The organism is Streptomyces sp. NPDC043685 (assembly GCF_056436585.1).
In genome coordinates this window covers 472,703-488,826 of record NZ_JBWKCH010000004.1, presented here as the reverse complement: position 1 = coordinate 488,826, position 16,124 = coordinate 472,703, and the positions used below count along the sequence as shown (strand labels likewise).

Annotated in this window: 19 protein-coding genes and 1 tRNA gene; 9 read left to right on the top strand and 11 right to left on the bottom strand. The window is 67.9% G+C overall.

Going from position 1 to position 16,124, the window contains the following annotated elements:
- Positions 1–349 precede the first annotated feature (349 nt).
- The 4 genes from gyrB to AC0665_RS15735 all read left to right on the top strand — a co-directional run bounded on the left by gyrB (position 350) and on the right by AC0665_RS15735 (position 6,053).
- A complete protein-coding gene (gyrB, locus tag AC0665_RS15750) occupies positions 350–2,410 on the top strand; it encodes a DNA topoisomerase (ATP-hydrolyzing) subunit B (RefSeq protein WP_363121436.1) in 2,061 nt (686 codons plus the stop codon).
- Positions 2,411–2,452: 42 nt separating this feature from the next.
- Positions 2,453–5,047 carry a DNA gyrase subunit A gene (gyrA, locus tag AC0665_RS15745; RefSeq protein ID WP_363121435.1) on the top strand — a complete coding sequence of 865 codons (2,595 nt, stop codon included), beginning with the start codon at positions 2,453–2,455 and terminating at the stop codon, positions 5,045–5,047.
- Between the two features lie 18 nt (positions 5,048–5,065).
- A complete protein-coding gene (locus AC0665_RS15740; RefSeq protein WP_468408045.1) occupies positions 5,066–5,863 on the top strand; it encodes a DUF3566 domain-containing protein in 798 nt (265 codons plus the stop codon).
- Between the two features lie 113 nt (positions 5,864–5,976).
- A tRNA-Ile gene (locus AC0665_RS15735) sits at positions 5,977–6,053 on the top strand.
- Positions 6,054–6,122: 69 nt separating this feature from the next.
- Here the strand turns inward: AC0665_RS15735 and AC0665_RS15730 are convergent.
- The 11 genes from AC0665_RS15730 to AC0665_RS15680 all read right to left on the bottom strand — a co-directional run bounded on the left by AC0665_RS15730 (position 6,123) and on the right by AC0665_RS15680 (position 12,552).
- The gene (locus tag AC0665_RS15730) at positions 6,123–7,280 is read right to left on the bottom strand and encodes a tyrosine-type recombinase/integrase (protein ID WP_478705185.1); all 1,158 of its coding nucleotides are present in this window, start codon (positions 7,278–7,280) and stop codon (positions 6,123–6,125) included.
- Positions 7,280–7,468, bottom strand: a complete 189-nt coding sequence (locus AC0665_RS15725) for a helix-turn-helix domain-containing protein (protein ID WP_478705184.1) — start codon at positions 7,466–7,468, stop codon at positions 7,280–7,282. Before AC0665_RS15725 ends, AC0665_RS15730 begins: the two co-directional genes overlap by 1 nt.
- Positions 7,465–8,856: a replication initiator protein RepSA gene (gene repSA / locus AC0665_RS15720; RefSeq protein WP_478705183.1), complete on the bottom strand. Its 1,392-nt coding sequence runs from the start codon at positions 8,854–8,856 to the stop codon at positions 7,465–7,467. Before repSA ends, AC0665_RS15725 begins: the two co-directional genes overlap by 4 nt.
- Positions 8,853–9,095 carry a hypothetical protein gene (locus AC0665_RS15715; protein WP_148640329.1) on the bottom strand — a complete coding sequence of 81 codons (243 nt, stop codon included), beginning with the start codon at positions 9,093–9,095 and terminating at the stop codon, positions 8,853–8,855. The genes repSA and AC0665_RS15715 overlap by 4 nt, the downstream gene beginning before the upstream one ends.
- Positions 9,096–9,103: 8 nt before the next feature.
- Positions 9,104–9,283, bottom strand: coding sequence for a hypothetical protein (locus AC0665_RS15710; RefSeq protein WP_478705253.1), 180 nt, complete (start codon positions 9,281–9,283; stop codon positions 9,104–9,106).
- Between the two features lie 93 nt (positions 9,284–9,376).
- Complete coding sequence (locus tag AC0665_RS15705; RefSeq protein ID WP_478705182.1) at positions 9,377–9,688, bottom strand: SpdD protein; 312 nt, start codon at positions 9,686–9,688, stop codon at positions 9,377–9,379.
- A gap of 16 nt (positions 9,689–9,704) precedes the next feature.
- Positions 9,705–9,860: a hypothetical protein gene (locus tag AC0665_RS15700; RefSeq protein ID WP_086083352.1), complete on the bottom strand. Its 156-nt coding sequence runs from the start codon at positions 9,858–9,860 to the stop codon at positions 9,705–9,707.
- 14 nt (positions 9,861–9,874) lie between these two features.
- Complete coding sequence (locus AC0665_RS15695) at positions 9,875–10,063, bottom strand: mobile element transfer protein (RefSeq protein WP_358310653.1); 189 nt, start codon at positions 10,061–10,063, stop codon at positions 9,875–9,877.
- A gap of 19 nt (positions 10,064–10,082) precedes the next feature.
- Positions 10,083–10,754, bottom strand: a complete 672-nt coding sequence (locus AC0665_RS15690) for a DUF2637 domain-containing protein (protein ID WP_478705181.1) — start codon at positions 10,752–10,754, stop codon at positions 10,083–10,085.
- A gap of 125 nt (positions 10,755–10,879) precedes the next feature.
- Positions 10,880–12,220 (bottom strand): FtsK/SpoIIIE domain-containing protein, encoded by a 1,341-nt coding sequence (locus tag AC0665_RS15685; protein WP_478705180.1) that lies wholly within the window; start codon positions 12,218–12,220, stop codon positions 10,880–10,882.
- Between the two features lie 2 nt (positions 12,221–12,222).
- Positions 12,223–12,552: an SCO3933 family regulatory protein gene (locus AC0665_RS15680; protein WP_478705179.1), complete on the bottom strand. Its 330-nt coding sequence runs from the start codon at positions 12,550–12,552 to the stop codon at positions 12,223–12,225.
- Between the two features lie 163 nt (positions 12,553–12,715).
- On the opposite strand from AC0665_RS15680, the gene AC0665_RS15675 reads away from it, so the two are divergent.
- The 5 genes from AC0665_RS15675 to AC0665_RS15655 all read left to right on the top strand — a co-directional run bounded on the left by AC0665_RS15675 (position 12,716) and on the right by AC0665_RS15655 (position 16,053).
- Positions 12,716–13,510 (top strand): GntR family transcriptional regulator, encoded by a 795-nt coding sequence (locus AC0665_RS15675; RefSeq protein WP_478705178.1) that lies wholly within the window; start codon positions 12,716–12,718, stop codon positions 13,508–13,510.
- Positions 13,507–14,172 carry a YdcF family protein gene (locus AC0665_RS15670; protein ID WP_478705177.1) on the top strand — a complete coding sequence of 222 codons (666 nt, stop codon included), beginning with the start codon at positions 13,507–13,509 and terminating at the stop codon, positions 14,170–14,172. Before AC0665_RS15675 ends, AC0665_RS15670 begins: the two co-directional genes overlap by 4 nt.
- Before the next feature lie 546 nt (positions 14,173–14,718).
- The gene (locus tag AC0665_RS15665; protein WP_478603059.1) at positions 14,719–15,054 is read left to right on the top strand and encodes an SH3 domain-containing protein; all 336 of its coding nucleotides are present in this window, start codon (positions 14,719–14,721) and stop codon (positions 15,052–15,054) included.
- Positions 15,055–15,390: 336 nt separating this feature from the next.
- Positions 15,391–15,585 carry a hypothetical protein gene (locus tag AC0665_RS15660; protein ID WP_478705176.1) on the top strand — a complete coding sequence of 65 codons (195 nt, stop codon included), beginning with the start codon at positions 15,391–15,393 and terminating at the stop codon, positions 15,583–15,585.
- 129 nt (positions 15,586–15,714) lie between these two features.
- On the top strand, positions 15,715–16,053 hold the full coding sequence (locus tag AC0665_RS15655; RefSeq protein ID WP_478705175.1) for an SH3 domain-containing protein: 339 nt from the start codon (positions 15,715–15,717) through the stop codon (positions 16,051–16,053).
- Positions 16,054–16,124 lie beyond the last annotated feature (71 nt).

Genomic DNA, 16,124 nt, shown 5'->3' with positions numbered 1-16,124 from the left:
GTCCTTCCGTCGTGCGTCCGCACACGGTTGCGAATCGGGACCTGACTCCTAAGTAGCCAAGGGTTGACGGCCGGAAGCGCTGAGTGCCTCCGTGAGCCTCTTGGAGCCCCCATCCGTATATCGGGAGTCGGGCAAGACCCATCGAGGGCGGCACATGCGGACTCAGGTACCGGCAAACCCCCATCAGTGTCAGTGCTACCGGTAGACTGGAAGCAATCCCGCCCCACTCGTGGGGACCGTCCGGGAAAAGCTGAGCAACGCTGATCAAGGCTTACCAACGCAACATGCCGCAGCCGCTCCGGCAACCCGCCGACGAGCCTGGCTCGTGCTGTGCCAGAAAGGGCGCTTCGTGGCCGATTCCGGCAACCCCAACGAGAACATCCCGTCCACCGACGCAGGCGTGACCAGCGAGGCGATCACCTCCAACGGCGAGGTCACCGCCTCGTACGACGCCAGTGCCATCACCGTCCTCGAGGGTCTGGACGCGGTCCGCAAGCGACCCGGCATGTACATCGGCTCGACCGGTGAGCGCGGACTGCACCACCTGGTGCAGGAGGTCGTGGACAACTCCGTCGACGAGGCGCTGGCCGGTCACGCGGACACCATCGACGTGACGATCCTCGCCGACGGCGGTGTCCGGGTCGTCGACAACGGCCGTGGCATCCCGGTGGGCATCGTCCCGTCCGAGGGCAAGCCCGCCGTCGAGGTCGTGCTGACCGTGCTGCACGCGGGCGGCAAGTTCGGCGGCGGCGGTTACGCGGTCTCCGGTGGTCTGCACGGCGTGGGTGTCTCCGTCGTGAACGCCCTGTCCACGAAGGTCGCCGTCGAGGTCAAGACGGACGGCTACCGCTGGACGCAGGACTACAAGCTCGGCGTCCCCACGGCACCGCTCGCCCGGCACGAGGCCACCGAGGAGACCGGCACGTCGGTCACCTTCTGGGCCGACGGCGACATCTTCGAGACCACCGACTACTCGTTCGAGACGCTCTCCCGGCGCTTTCAGGAGATGGCGTTCCTCAACAAGGGTCTGCGGATCAACCTCACCGACGAGCGCGAGTCGGCGAAGGCCACCGCTGGCGCGGACGAGGCGGGCGAGGACGAGAAGCACGAGGTCAAGAGCGTCTCGTACCACTACGAGGGCGGCATCGTCGACTTCGTGAAGTACCTGAACTCCCGCAAGGGAGACCTGGTGCACCCCACCGTGATCGACCTCGAGGCCGAGGACAAGGACAAGAACCTGTCCCTCGAGGTCGCGATGCAGTGGAACGGCGGCTACACCGAGGGCGTGTACTCGTTCGCCAACATCATCCACACGCACGAGGGCGGCACTCACGAGGAGGGCTTCCGCGCGGCGCTCACCTCGCTGATCAACAAGTACGCGCGCGACAAGAGGCTGCTGCGGGAGAAGGACGACAACCTCACGGGTGACGACATCCGCGAGGGTCTGACGGCGATCATCTCCGTCAAGCTGAGCGAGCCCCAGTTCGAGGGCCAGACCAAGACCAAGCTGGGCAACACCGAGGTCAAGACCTTCGTGCAGAAGGTCGTCTACGAGCACCTCACGGACTGGCTGGACCGCAACCCGAACGAGGCCGCGGACATCATCCGCAAGGGCATCCAGGCGGCCACCGCGCGCGTGGCGGCCCGCAAGGCCCGCGACCTCACCCGCCGCAAGGGCCTGCTGGAGACGGCGTCCCTGCCCGGCAAGCTCTCCGACTGCCAGTCGAACGATCCCACCAAGTGCGAGATCTTCATCGTCGAGGGTGACTCCGCCGGCGGCTCGGCCAAGTCCGGCCGCAACCCGCAGTACCAGGCGATCCTCCCGATCCGCGGCAAGATCCTGAACGTCGAGAAGGCGCGGATCGACAAGATCCTGCAGAACCAGGAGATCCAGGCGCTGATCTCGGCCTTCGGCACCGGAGTCCACGAGGACTTCGACATCGAGAAGCTCCGCTATCACAAGATCATCCTGATGGCGGACGCCGACGTCGACGGCCAGCACATCAACACCCTGCTGCTGACCTTCCTGTTCCGCTTCATGCGGCCCCTGGTCGAGGCCGGTCACGTGTACCTCTCCCGCCCGCCGCTCTACAAGATCAAGTGGGGCAAGGACGACTTCGAGTACGCGTACTCCGACCGCGAGCGCGACGCCCTGATCGAGATGGGCCGCAACGCCGGCAAGCGCATCAAGGACGACTCCGTCCAGCGCTTCAAGGGTCTCGGCGAGATGAACGCCGAGGAGCTGCGCATCACGACCATGGACCAGGAGCACCGCGTCCTCGGCCAGGTCACCCTCGACGACGCCGCCCAGGCCGACGACCTGTTCTCGGTCCTCATGGGCGAGGACGTCGAGGCCCGCCGCGCGTTCATCCAGCGCAACGCCAAGGACGTCCGCTTCCTCGACATCTGAGTCGGTCTCAGCTGACCGCATCAGGAAGGATCTTCACCAGCAATGACCGACGAGAACACTCCCGTGACGACGCCCGAGGGTGACGCCCTGGCCATGCGCGTCGAGCCCGTCGGGCTCGAGACGGAGATGCAGCGCTCGTACCTCGACTACGCGATGTCCGTCATCGTCTCGCGTGCGCTGCCCGACGTCCGCGACGGCCTCAAGCCCGTCCACCGCCGCGTGCTGTACGCCATGTACGACGGCGGCTACCGCCCCGAGCGCGGCTTCTACAAGTGCGCCCGCGTGGTCGGCGACGTCATGGGCAACTACCACCCGCACGGCGACTCCTCGATCTACGACGCGCTGGTCCGCCTCGCGCAGTCGTGGTCGATGCGCATGCCGCTCGTGGACTCCAACGGCAACTTCGGCTCCCCGGGCAACGACCCGGCCGCGGCCATGCGGTACACCGAGTGCAAGATGGCGCCGCTGTCGATGGAGATGGTCCGCGACATCGACGAGGAGACCGTCGACTTCACGGACAACTACGACGGCCGCTCCCAGGAGCCGACCGTCCTGCCGGCCCGCTTCCCGAACCTGCTGATCAACGGCTCGGCCGGTATCGCGGTCGGCATGGCGACCAACATCCCGCCGCACAACCTGCGCGAGGTCGCCGCCGGCGCCCAGTGGTACCTGGAGAACCCCGAGGCCTCCCACGAGGAGCTGCTGGACGCGCTCATCGAGCGCATCAAGGGCCCGGACTTCCCGACCGGCGCGCTCGTCGTCGGCCGCCGGGGCATCGAGGAGGCGTACCGCACCGGTCGCGGCTCCATCACCATGCGCGCGGTCGTCGAGGTCGAGGAGATCCAGAACCGCCAGTGCCTGGTGGTCACCGAGCTGCCCTACCAGGTCAACCCGGACAACCTCGCGCAGAAGATCGCCGACCTGGTGAAGGACGGCAAGATCGGCGGCATCGCCGACGTCCGCGACGAGACCTCCTCGCGCACGGGCCAGCGCCTGGTCATCGTGCTGAAGCGGGACGCGGTCGCCAAGGTCGTGCTGAACAACCTGTACAAGCACACCGACCTGCAGACCAACTTCGGCGCCAACATGCTGGCGCTGGTGGACGGCGTGCCGCGCACGCTCTCCCTGGACGCGTTCATCCGGCACTGGGTGACCCACCAGATCGAGGTCATCGTCCGCCGTACGCGCTTCCGGCTGCGCAAGGCCGAGGAGCGGGCGCACATCCTGCGCGGTCTGCTGAAGGCCCTGGACGCCATCGACGAGGTCATCGCGCTGATCCGGCGCAGCGACACCGTCGAGATCGCCCGCGGCGGCCTGATGGACCTGCTGCGGATCGACGAGATCCAGGCCAACGCCATCCTCGAGATGCAGCTGCGCCGCCTGGCCGCCCTGGAGCGCCAGAAGATCGTCCAGGAGCACGACGAGCTCCAGGCGAAGATCAACGAGTACAACGAGATCCTCGCCTCCCCGGTCCGCCAGCGCGGCATCGTCAGTGCCGAACTGGCCGCGATCGTCGAGAAGTTCGGCGACGACCGCAAGACGACGCTGATCCCCTACGAGGGCGACATGTCCATCGAGGACCTGATCGCCGAGGAGGACATCGTCGTCACGGTCACCCGGGGCGGCTACATCAAGCGCACCAAGACCGACGACTACCGCGCCCAGAAGCGCGGCGGCAAGGGCGTGCGCGGCACGAAGCTCAAGGAAGACGACATCGTCGACCACTTCTTCGTGTCCACCACGCACCACTGGCTGCTGTTCTTCACCAACAAGGGCCGCGTCTACCGCGTCAAGGGCTACGAGCTGCCCGACGCCGGCCGGGACGCGCGCGGTCAGCACGTGGCGAACCTGCTCGCCTTCCAGCCGGACGAGGCGATCGCCGAGATCCTGGCGATCCGCGACTACGAGGCGGTCCCCTACCTCGTGCTCGCCACCAAGGCCGGACTTGTGAAGAAGACGCCTCTGAAGGATTACGATTCGCCCCGCTCCGGCGGTGTCATCGCGATCAATCTCCGCTCGATGGAGGACGGTTCCGACGACGAACTGATCGGTGCCGAACTGGTCTCGGCGGACGACGATCTGCTTCTGATCAGCAAGAAGGCGCAATCCATCAGGTTCACCGCCTCGGACGACACCCTGCGCCCGATGGGCCGTGCCACCTCGGGCGTCAAGGGCATGAGCTTCCGCGAAGGCGACGAGCTGCTCTCGATGAATGTTGTTCGACCCGGTACGTTCGTGTTCACTGCCACAGACGGCGGGTACGCGAAGCGGACCGCCGTCGACGAGTACCGCGTCCAGGGTCGCGGCGGCCTCGGCATCAAGGCTGCCAAGATCGTCGAGGACCGTGGGTCCCTCGTCGGCGCGCTGGTGGTCGAGGAGACCGACGAGATCCTCGCCATCACGCTGTCGGGCGGTGTGATTCGTACGCGAGTCAACGAGATCAGGGAAACCGGCCGTGACACCATGGGCGTCCAACTGATCAATCTGGGCAAGCGCGATGCCGTCGTGGGTATCGCTCGCAACGCCGAGGCAGGACGCGAGGCGGAGGAGGTCGACGGCGATGTGGTCGTCGACGAGACCGCCGAGGGTGCCGAGACCACCGGCACGGACGAGGGTGAGGCGCCCTCGTCCGAGTAGCACGAGGAGTGAGTCAGCGTGAGCGGAGCCACGGGCGCCGGACCGGCCGGAACCTCCAGGGGTACGGAAGCGGACGACGGCGGTCGTGGCTCCGCCGCGCGTGCGGCGGACCCGCACACGACCAACCTGAAGGCGATCAAGTCCCCGACCAAGGACACGCCCTCGCCTGACGCGCATGAATCACAGGGGGGAACTGTGACGGACACCCGAGGTCCGCAGACCCAGCAGCACAAGACCGGAGCCGGTCCGTCCGCCTCCGGCGCGAAGCCGAAGCCGGCCACGCAGGAGCCGGCCACGGCCTCTCCTCTGCCCGGGGAGCGCCAGACGCAGCAGCAGGCCGGTCCGTACCACCCGCCGCAGGCCTACCCGGCGCAGCAGCAGGCGGCGGCCGGGGGGACCGCTGCCGCCGTACGGCGTCCTCGTACGGGAGCGGGCACCACTCCGCGCGTCCGCAAGGCGCGGCTGCGGGTGGCCAAGGCCGACCCGTGGTCGGTGATGAAGGTCAGCTTCCTGCTCTCCATCGCCCTGGGCATCTGTACGATCGTGGCGTCCGCCGTGCTGTGGATGGTCATGGACGCGATGGGCGTCTTCTCGACGGTCGGCGGCACGATCTCGGAGGCCACCGGCTCGAACGAGTCCAACGGCTTCGACCTGCAGGCCTTCCTGTCGCTGCCCAACGTCCTGATGTTCACGTCGGTCATCGCGGTCATCGACGTCGTCCTCGCGACGGCCCTCGCGACGCTCGGCGCGTTCATCTACAACCTGTCCGCGGGCTTCGTGGGCGGTGTCGAGCTGACGCTCGCCGAGGACGAGTGACATCACCTCGGTCGTTGCCCTGACGATGTCCCGCCAACCGATTTTGGGACTGCGCATGTCGTGCGCTAATCTTCAGGAGTCAGCGCGCGGGACACACTCCCGAACAGCGCGGCGGGGCTATAGCTCAGTTGGTTAGAGCGCATCCCTGATAAGGATGAGGCCACAGGTTCAAATCCTGTTAGCCCCACCAGCGAGAAGACCCCCAGTCGGTAGCGGCTGGGGGTCTTTTGACACCTACGGTTGACACCAACAGCGGCGATCAGCCGATGAGCGGATCTTCCAGTAGCTCCGCGAGCATGCCGACCGCTTCCCGCTCACTGTCGCCGACCACGTGCGTGTAGACGTCCATGGTCATGCTGATCTGGCTGTGCCGGAGGATCGCCTGAGCCACCTTGGGGTGCACCTTAAGGAAGGCGAGCAGGGTGCCACAGGTGTGCCGGGCGAGTCGGACCGTGATGCGGCGCACCCTGGCCCGCTTGACGAGCCGATCGAAGGTGCGGGAGAAGCCCACCGGGTCGATCATGCCGCTGTGCTCGGAGGAGAAGATCAGGTCATGGTCCGGCTCCTGGGACCAGTGCTCACCGGCGATCTTCCGTTCCAGGGCTTGCAGCTCGCGCCGCTCCTCCAGGGCGCGGGCGCAGAACTCAGGGAGCGGGAGCACGGCCTGTGAGGACTCCGTCTTGAGGTCCTTGAGGACCAGGCCCGTGCCCTTGACCCGCTGGACCTGCTTGACCGGGGTGAAGTGGCCGGCCTCGAAGTCGATGTCCTGCCAGCGCAGCCCGAGCACCTCGCTGCGGCGGAGGCCGAGGACCAGGACGAGGACGCAGGCGGCGTAGAGCCGGTGGGCGCGGACCGACCGCAGGAACGCGATGGCCTCCCGGGCGTTCCATGCCGTGCCCTTGTCCTTGGTGACCTTGGGCATGCCGACCAGGAGCGCGACGTTGCGGGTGACCAGTTCCTCGCGCATGGCCCGGTTCAGGGCGTTGCGGAGAACGCGGAGGACCTCGAAGCGAGCCGAAGCGCCGACCTTCTCCCGGGCCAGAGCCGCCATGAAGGCCCGGATCTGTGCCGGGGTGAGCTTGACTAGCGGCTTCTTGCCGAGGTGAGGCAACAGGTACAGCCTGACCTTGGACTCGTACTTCACGTACGTGTTGTGCTCGCGTTCCGGCTCGACGATGTGCTCCAGCCAGTAGGCCAGCCACTCGCCCAGCGTCCAGGACCGGGACGGCACCGGGATGCCGTTGCGCTCCTGGTCTTGGAGTTTGCCGAGCTTCTCATTGGCTTCGTCCCATGTGGCGCCGTACACCGTCTTGCGGATCCGGTTGCCATCGGTGTCGGTGACATGCGCGCGGCCCATGTAGCGACCGTCCGCCCGCTTCGAGATCGTGCCGCCGCCATTCGGGCGCCTCTTTGCCATCAGGCACCCTTCTCGATCTGCCGCCGGATGAAGTCCCCGACTGAGTTCGCCGGAATACGGCGGCACCCGTCGACCTTGATCGAGACCAGACGGTGCGTGCGAATCAGGTCATAGACCTTGGTCCGACCGACCTTGAGCCGCGCCATGACCTCAGGCACGGTGAGCAGCTCGGGGGTGGCAGTGGTCACGTTGCAGCTCCTTCCAGGACGAGCAGGGCGGGGAGTTCCTCGCGGGCGATCTCGCGGTTGTGCTGGATGTCGCGGCGGATGTTGGCGGCGAGCCAGGATTCCCCGGGGGTGTGGCCGTGCCCGGCGTAGGACCAGTGGGCGAGGGTCAGGGTGGTTGCTTCCTCGTCGTCGGGGTCGGGCAGGCCGAGGGCTTCGCGTTGCTGGGCGGTGCGGTAGTCAGCTCGGGTCTGCCGCAGGGCGCCGAGGGTGGTGGAGTAGCGGCGGGACTTGGTGGAGAAGTGGCCGCGGAAGCCGAGCATGTGAGCCCAGTCCCGGAGCTTGCGATCCGGGTAGAGCGCGTGCAGGTCGAGGCACGCCTCAATGAGCCGGGCAGGGTGGTCGGGCACGCCGAGCAGGACCAGAGCTTCCTTGTTGCCGATGCGGCGGTCGACGGTGCCGGTGGTCTCGGCTGCCTTGGTGGCGTACTTGGCGACGTAGGAGGCAACGGCCTGTTCGGTGATCTCCTCGGCGTGGCCGAAGGCACTGATCGGCTGCACGTCGAGCTGCGTGCCCCAGTGCAGCGTGCGGGCGGGCTGGTCCCCTGCGGCGGGCACCTCGACCGCGACGCGGGCGGCGGCGGCATGGATGGAGTCGGTGAGCAGGTCGAGGGTGGCCCATGCCGGCGGCGGATCGTCCGGCCCGTCGGGTCCATCGAAGCGGATCACCGCGTGGAAGTGGACGGCCCCGCGCTTCTGGTACTCGGCGACCTTGCCGAAGGAGACGCGGGACTGTTCCTTGGCAGCCTTCTGGGTCAGTCCGGCTCGCTTAGCGATCTCGCGGCGCAGGTAGATCGTGAAGTAGCGCCACAGTTCGGAGGCGTGGTTGTTCCACAGCACGGCGCCCGCGTAGTCGTACGCGGCGGGGTCGAGCGGGGTGCCGAGTTGAGGTGAGTCCTCGTCGTGGTGCTGGCCGCAGCGGCAGGGCCGGTTTCCGGGGCGGTTGTGGACTGGCCCGAAGGACGGTGCGGTGAGGGTGGCGAAGACTCGCGGGTGATCGCGGATGGTGTGCGGGGTGCCCTTGTCGGGGTCGCCGACGAGTCCGGCGCGGATGAGGTGGTAGGTGTCGCCTGCGTAGGTCCAGGCGCAGGCCGGGCAGCGAGAGGCTCGGCGGTTGCCGCAGGCGATGCGGAGTCGTCCGCCGGGCTCGGTGTCGGTCGAGTAGGAGTGCAGCACCTGTCCGGTGGCAGCGTCGCGGGTGACGGTGGAGCCTTGCAGGTGGATGGGGTCGGAGCAGCCGCCGGTGCGGCGGATCTGTTCTTGGATGCGGTCGAAGCCGGGGGACCCGGCCACCCGCAGAACGTCGGCGAGGGTGGCCGGGTCCAGGCCCGCCATGGTGGCGGTGTCGGTCACACGGCACCGTCCGGGGTGGTGTCGGCGATCCGGTCGAGGGCCGAGGCGGCTTCCTCAGCGGCGCGGGCCAGGGCGCGCAGGGCGTCGGCGGTGTCCGGACGGGCGATCAGCGCAAGGTCGATGAACTCTCCCCCGACACGGAGGCTGACGAAGCCTTCGTCCTCGGGCGTGGGAGCGAACACGCTCACGCGGGCGGTGGTGTCCGGCTCCAGGTGAGCTGAGGTGGTGATGGTCCTCATGGCGGCGGTCACCTCCCGACGCGGGCGAAGCGGGCGGCAGGCGCGTTGCCGGTGCCGTGGCAGGCCGGGCAACCGACGGTGAGCGTGACGCGGGTGCCGTCGGCGTGGCGGCTGCCGGTGGTAATGACGACGGCGGCGAAGCCGTCGCAGTCGCGGCAGATCCGCGCAGCGGGGGCGTGCTGGGGCATCATGGGCTTGCCTTTCATGTCCGTTGGGTGTGGAAGGTGGGAAGGCGCCCGGAGCGGCGGAAGTTTGGCGACCGAGGCCGCTCCGGGGGCCGTTCAGCGATGGTTGTTCAGGTCCTTGACGAGCAGGCGCAAGACGACCGCGACCACGGCGACGGAGACGCCGGTGATGGCGACCGCGAGGAGCATGGAGACCAGGACCGCGCCGACGACGAGGACCACCGCGCCACCGCCAGCGGCAAGGGCAAGCGCGCTGCCCGGCGTGAGCTGGACCGTCGGCCGGTTCGAGACGGGCGCGACCGGGGGCGGGGTCGGCTGGACGGGCGCCGGGTGGCGGGCGACCGTCGGGGCACCCGCGGCGTTGACCGGGGGCGCGGTGTCCTGGGGCGGGTACTTCGGCGTGAACACGAGGCGGTTCCCTTCTCTACTTGAGGACGGTGCCGAGGGCGGGGGCGAGGAAGCTTCCGGCGACGAGGTAGCCGCCGACCAGGAGCACGGCGACCAGCCACCACGGCGGGCGGGCGAGCTTGACGCCGAGCCATCCGACGACGAGCAGGGCGAGCCAGAGCGGTACGTCCATGGCGCGATCTCCTCTCAGGCCTTGCAGCGGTGGGTGCGGGCGGCGAGTTCGGCACCGGCGCGGGTGTCGTAGTCGGCGGCGAAGCCGCAGCCGGGGGCGGTGCAGGCGGCGGTGTGCTTGTCGCGGCCCCGACCGTCGTAGGCGGTGGCGACCTGCACGGGGCCGATGCGGATCACGTCGCGGAAGCGGCGGTAGGCGGGCACGGGCGTTTCTCCCTTCGGGTTAGGCGAGCTGGAGTTGGGCGGCGATGGCGTCGGCCATCGGTGCGGGCAGGCCGAGCCGCGCCGACAAGGCGTCGGCTGGCATCGGTGATCCGGTCGAGGCCTGGTGGGCTTCGGCGATCTTGCGGGCGTGGTCGAGCAGCGCGGCCGGGACGACCGGTGCAGCGGTCGGGGCGGGCTCCGGCGAGGCCGGGATCAGCTCGGGCACGGTCGCCGCGGGCTCCGAGTCGGCAGAGGGTTCGTCGGTGCGGTGCATCTCGACTTCCGGCGCGGCCGGATCATCGTCCACAGGCTGTGCCGAGTCGGCCGGTTCGGTGAGGGTGTGGACCAGGAGGGTTCCGCCGAGGAAGGCCAGCGCGGGCCAGCCAGCAACGAGGATGCGCAGCCAGGCGGGTACGTGGGTCAGGTCGAGCAGGCCCGCGGTGGCGATGTTCGCGCCGAGCGAGGCAGCCAGGGCGATGACGAACCAGGTCCAGGCGGAGCGGTCGCGGCGGGCTGTTCGCAGCCGGTGCCAGGCGGCAACCAGGAGCAGGTCCACCGAAACCGGGTAGGCCCAGGCTTTCCAGCCGGTCTGTCCGGCGGCTTGGGCCAGGTCGTGCAGGTGGGCGAAGGACAGCGCACCGGCAATGACGGCCTGGACGAGAACGGCGTCCGGTCGGATCGAGCGGGACATGAAGGGCACCTCCCTTCAGGGAGTCGGGCCGGGGCGGGCGGGGAGCGATGTCCGGCCGCCCAGCGGCATGGCGGGGGTAGGGACCTGGCGAGATGCGGTCGCGCCGACCGTGGCGGTACGGGGTGTTACTCGGTGACCGGGCGGGGCTTGACCAGCGATGGACTGGACGCCGGCGCCCCGGCGGGCAGGTGGGGGCGGAACGGTTCGAGGAACGGCAGGTCCGGGACCAGGTGGGCGAACTCCCGGCAGACGGCTACCACTTCGTCCCGCGAGGTTTCCGGGGTGCGGATCTTTGACCAGCCGCCCGAGGGGTCCGCCGCGACGGCGGTTCCGGGGCGGTTCATGGGGATCAGGCTCGCGGCCGGGACCGCGTCCGGGGCCACATCCGCCAGGCCCATTTCGGCGGTCTGCTTGTCGTTGACGCGGTGCACCACACGGCCGGTGAGCTGAGCACGGAGCATGGTGGCGCCCTTGCCCAGGTCGGAGCCAAAGCGCTGCCCGCAGATTTCCAGATGGATACCGATGGCCCGGGCCATCTGCGCGAGTCGGATCAGCGCGGTGACGATCCGCTCCCGGCGCTCCTCATCCTTCTTGGAAGAGATCAGGAACAGTTCCGCTACCTCGTCGACCAGGACGACCACCGGCACTGGCCGCACCTCGGCAGGCAGCTCCCACAGGTCCGAGACACCGTGACGGCTCAGCAGGTCGAAGCGGTCCTCCATCTCCGCGACCAGCACACCGAGCAGCGAGGCCGCATCATCGGGGCTGGTGACCAGCGCCGACAGCCGGGGCGCGAACGCGGACTGCTCCACCCCGCGCTTGCAGTCGATGCCGACCAGGGCCACCGGCAGTTGCGCCAGCCCCTTGATCAGGTTGCGCTGATACATCGACTTGCCCGAGTGGTTCGCGCCGAGCGTGAGGGCCATCGGGGCTTTGCGGTAGTCCCGCTCGAAGGCGGTCCCGTCCTCGCGCACCGCGACCGGAACGGCCATGCCATGCGGGCGGGCCTTGCGCGGCATCCGCACCCGGCGCAGCACGTCATAGCCGGTCATCCGCAGTTCCACGAAACCGGGCTTGGTCTCGACCACGGTCACCGAGTGGACACCCCAGGCGTGCCGAAGCCGCTCCGAGGAGGCCATCACGTCAGCGGGCTCCAGGCCGGCGGGAAGTCGCAGTGTCACCCGCAGCCCTGTCGAGGTGCCGCGTATCCGGCGGATCTTCGGCGGGACCGGCTGCACCTCACGGCGGGCCACGTTGCGGGTCATGAACGCCCGCAGACCCGACGGGTGCACCGTCAGCCCACACACGTCCATCGTCGAGCGGTACGACAGAGTGAAGCGGCCCCAGGTGACCGGCATCCCGACCAGCGACCAGTACACGCGCGGCGCGCGTACCTTCGCGTAGCCGAGACCACCGGCGCCCGCTAAGGCTCCCGTGGCCTCCAGCCACAACGTCAGGTCACTCATGGTCAGGCCGCCGGGGTGATCGCGACCGCCCGGAACGAGATGCCGTGCCGCTTCTGGCCGTTGAACTCGTTCTCCCAGTCACGCGCCTTCAGGCCAATGACCTTGACCGGCATACCCGGCTGAAGACCGTCCGGGTAACCCGTCTCCGGGATGGTCACCTGGTACAGGTTCCCCTCCCCCTCATCCGAGACCAGCAGACCCACGGTCGACAGACCCGCACCCGTGTCCCGGTCCACGGCCCGCTCACCGGTCTTCTTGTTGGCCATCTTCGGTTCCGGCGCAGTCGCCACGAACACGATGGCAGTCGAGGTGTCGATCTTGAACGACGGCATAAAGCTCTCCTTGAGTCGATTGCGTTGGAGCAGGCCAAAAGACGCTCCGCCACCACAGTCCTAGGACTGTGAGCAGCTTGAGGAGACTGTGGCATGCAGTCCTGGGACTGTCAATAGTCCTGGGACTGTGCGAAAGTTGATTCCGTTAGGAAGGGGACACGCAATGGCGCCCAAGTGGCGGGAGCTGGCCGACAAGCTGGCTGAACAGATCAAGACCGGTGAGTACGCACCAGGCCAGCAGCTCCCGCAGATCAGGGAGCTAGTTGCAGCCGGTGAGGGCTCCAAGTCCACCGTTCATCAGGCCTACAAGGCTCTTGAGGCTGAGGGCCTGGTGACGTCTTCTCGCGGTCACGGAACTGTGGTGCGGGAGCGAGTGCCTCTCAAGCGCCTTGGCATTGCCAGGTACGACAAGGCCAAGTGGCGGGACGGTGACGAGGTCGCCTTCATCGCAGACCGCGTGGCTTCCGGGCGGGGCTACCGCCGGAACGAGCAGACCCAGTCGGTTACTCGCGTCGTGGCGCCACCGGGGGTAGCAGCCGCACATGGGCTGCCGGAAGGTGCCGAGGTCTACGCCCGCGCGCGACTGGTCAAGGAAGGCGACCAGCCGACGCACACGCTGACCAGCTACTACCGTCCCGAGCACGTTGAGGGAACACGCCTGGTGGACCCCACTCCGGGTCCCGCCGGCCGGGGCGGCGGATTTCGTGTGCTGTACGACGCGGGTTACGAGATCGATCACATGAAGGAGCGACTGTTTGCCCGTGCTGCGACACCGGACGAGGTCAAGCAGTTGCAGCTACCGCCGGGCGAACCGGTCGTCGAGCTGCACCGAACGACGTACACGGCCGAGGGCACCGTCGTGGAATTCGCCATCGGGGTACACGCGGCGTCGCGCTTCGCATGGGAGTACGACTTCAAGGTGCCCGACTCAGCGAAGGACAGGGAGGGGCAGCAGTGATCTCGACACAGGATTGGGCAGACGCCCGACGCGTGTGGGACTACCACCAGATGGGTCACTCACCCCGGCCGTGCTCCGTGGCCATCGGGCTTGGCAGCCACGACCTGGGCGTTGCTGACACGGCAGTGGACCTGTACAAGCGCGGCATGGCCCCTCTGCTCCTCTTCACCGGTGCCACGAGCCCCACGACACGGGAACGCATGCCCCGCGGTGAGGCCGTCCACTACCGGGAGCGGGCAGTGGAACTCGGGGTCCCCAGCAGTGACGTTCTGGTCGAGCCTCGTGCCCGCAACACGGGCGAGAACATCCGCTTCTCGCGAGAGTTGTTGGAGGAGGCCGGGGTGGAGGTGTCCTCGGTGCTCCTGATCAGCAAGCCGTACGAGGAGCGGCGGGCGTACGCCACCGCGCGGAAGCTCTGGCCCGGAGTCGAGGTCGTCAGCGCCTCCAGTCCGATGACGCTGGACGAGTACGTCGACTCCATCGGTAACGCCCGCTTGGTGATCGACATGCTGGTCGGTGCGCTTCAGCGGCTGATGGTCTACCCGGAGCAGGGCTTCATGATCAGCCAGCCCCTACCTGCCGACGTGGTCGACGCGTACGAGCGCCTGTGCCAAGCCGGATTCACGAGCCGACTCCTGACGACCGACGTGCCTTCGGCCTGACCCTTGCAGGGCAAGAGCTGTTACAGGTTTCTCTACCTCATCAAGCCCCGGCTGCGCTCCGCTCCGCCGGGCGCGCTTCCCGGCTCTGGCTGCGCCCGCGCTCCTGCCTTCGGCCCGCTCGGCGCTGCCGCCGCCGACGCGCGCCCACATGTGGATAGGGCCGGTGGCCATGAGTCGATCACCGCATTGCGCGGCCCACGGTCAAGGCGATGCCTCCGGCGGGGGATCGGCCGGCACCGGGATGGAGGGGGCGCCGTTCCCGGCCGCGGGCCCGTAGTGGTGTGCGTGGGGTGCTTCCGTCCCGTCCACCGTCGACCCAGGCAGAGCCGAGCAGACGCGGCCCAGGGCGTCAAGGTCGTTCGTACAGTGGCGCGCTCCACCTTGACGCCCTGAACCACGCCCGCTCCACGGTGTGTGGGTCGACGGCGGACGGGACGGAAGCTGAGGTGAGTAGTGGGTGAGGCCGGAGGTAAGCCCAGGCCTACGCAGCAAAGCCGCCAGCCTTAGTATGATCACTCGTCAAATCTGAACTGAGACGGGGAACGGATGCGTAAGGAACTGGCGGCGCTGCTCGGCGCTGCGGCGATGGCGAGCACTCTGGTGATGGGACTTCCGGCCACCGCCTCTGCGGTCACTCTTCCCTCAGCCTGCCCGAAGGACCTCATCCTTCCCGTGCCGCAGACGCTGAAGACGACGACGACCGTGAACCTCCGTAGCGGCCCAGGGACGAGCTACGCAGCCAAGGGTTCCCTGGCCACGGGCACGAAGTTCGAGGTGTACTGCTCGACTTATAAGTCACAGACATGGGACTACGGCAAGGTGCTTTCCGGTGCCAACACGGGCAAGTGGGGCTGGGTTGCCACTGCCTACCTGAAATACTAGTAAGCGTTCTCGCCTGGATGCCCATATAGGGGGCTATAAGAGACCTGTCAAGGCCCCCTCCTTCCGCTGACACCAGTGCCTGACACCGACAGGTGCGAACAGCGACAACCGAGAGCGGACCGGTGCGAACCATCGGTTGAGGCAGAGACGGGGGAGAGCCAGGACGCTGGACTCCCTTGATCGACCTGATAAGGATGAGGCCACAGGTTCAATTCCTGTTAGCCCCACCAGCGAAAAGACCCCCAGTCGACAGCGGCTGGGGGTCTTTGACATCCACGGCTGACGTCGGCCGGTGAGCGGGTCGCAGGTGTGCCGGGTCTAGGAGCGGGGGGCGTCATGACTGAACGAGACTGGTACGACGACAGCGACCACGACAGCGCAGCCGAGCAGGCCGAGCGGATGGCTCGAACGGGATGGATGGCGATCCTGGGCGTGACAGGGCTGGCGGGCGTTGCCGCGCTTGCCGTCATCGGTGCCTGCCTCGTTGCTGCCGCAGGCATGTTCTACGTCGTCATGGTCATCACCCGCTAGCACTCCACCAGGCGTGTCAGGAGCGACCACGATGTGAAGCCCCTGCTCAAGAGCTGTGGACGTGCCCCTGGCTTCCCGCGCGTGCTCGATATGATCACTGGCCGACCAATCTGACCAGAGAACGGGGAAATGGTGCGCAAAAAACTGGCGTCACTGCTCGGTGCCGCAGTGGTGACAAGTGCTCTGGTGATGGGGGTTCCGGCCACCGCCTCCGCAGCCAGCCTTCCCTCCGCCTGCCCGAAGGACCTCATCCTTCCCGTGCCGCAGACGAAGAAGACGACGACCACCGTCAACCTTCGCAGCGGCCCCGGGACGAGCTACACATCCAAGGGTTTCCTGGCGAAGGGCACGAAGTTCGATCACTACTGCTCGACTTACAAGTCCCAGTCCTGGGTCTACGGCAAAGTGCTCTCCGGCGCCAACAAGGGCAAGTGGGGTTGGGTCGCCGAAAGCTACCTGAAGTACTAGTAGCTGCCGCGCTCGGTTTCACCAGTAAGCAACGCGGACCGCGAAGCCCCCGGTCCAGCACGAAGACCCCC

Excerpts from the sequence above, each read along its gene's own strand:
- AC0665_RS15675 (WP_478705178.1), top strand. The coding sequence starts at position 12,716 with ATGGCGCCCAAGTGGCGGGAGCTGGCCGACAAGCTGGCTGAACAGATC.
- AC0665_RS15655 (WP_478705175.1), top strand. The coding sequence starts at position 15,715 with ATGGTGCGCAAAAAACTGGCGTCACTGCTCGGTGCCGCAGTGGTGACA.
- AC0665_RS15715 (WP_148640329.1), bottom strand. The coding sequence starts at position 9,095 with ATGAGGACCATCACCACCTCAGCTCACCTGGAGCCGGACACCACCGCC.
- AC0665_RS15685 (WP_478705180.1), bottom strand. The coding sequence starts at position 12,220 with ATGAGTGACCTGACGTTGTGGCTGGAGGCCACGGGAGCCTTAGCGGGC.
- AC0665_RS15710 (WP_478705253.1), bottom strand. The coding sequence starts at position 9,283 with ATGCCCCAGCACGCCCCCGCTGCGCGGATCTGCCGCGACTGCGACGGC.
- AC0665_RS15700 (WP_086083352.1), bottom strand. The coding sequence starts at position 9,860 with ATGGACGTACCGCTCTGGCTCGCCCTGCTCGTCGTCGGATGGCTCGGC.
- gyrA (WP_363121435.1), top strand. The coding sequence starts at position 2,453 with ATGACCGACGAGAACACTCCCGTGACGACGCCCGAGGGTGACGCCCTG.
- AC0665_RS15665 (WP_478603059.1), top strand. The coding sequence starts at position 14,719 with ATGCGTAAGGAACTGGCGGCGCTGCTCGGCGCTGCGGCGATGGCGAGC.
- AC0665_RS15690 (WP_478705181.1), bottom strand. The coding sequence starts at position 10,754 with ATGTCCCGCTCGATCCGACCGGACGCCGTTCTCGTCCAGGCCGTCATT.
- AC0665_RS15730 (WP_478705185.1), bottom strand. The coding sequence starts at position 7,280 with ATGGCAAAGAGGCGCCCGAATGGCGGCGGCACGATCTCGAAGCGGGCG.
- AC0665_RS15660 (WP_478705176.1), top strand. The coding sequence starts at position 15,391 with ATGACTGAACGAGACTGGTACGACGACAGCGACCACGACAGCGCAGCC.
- AC0665_RS15680 (WP_478705179.1), bottom strand. The coding sequence starts at position 12,552 with ATGCCGTCGTTCAAGATCGACACCTCGACTGCCATCGTGTTCGTGGCG.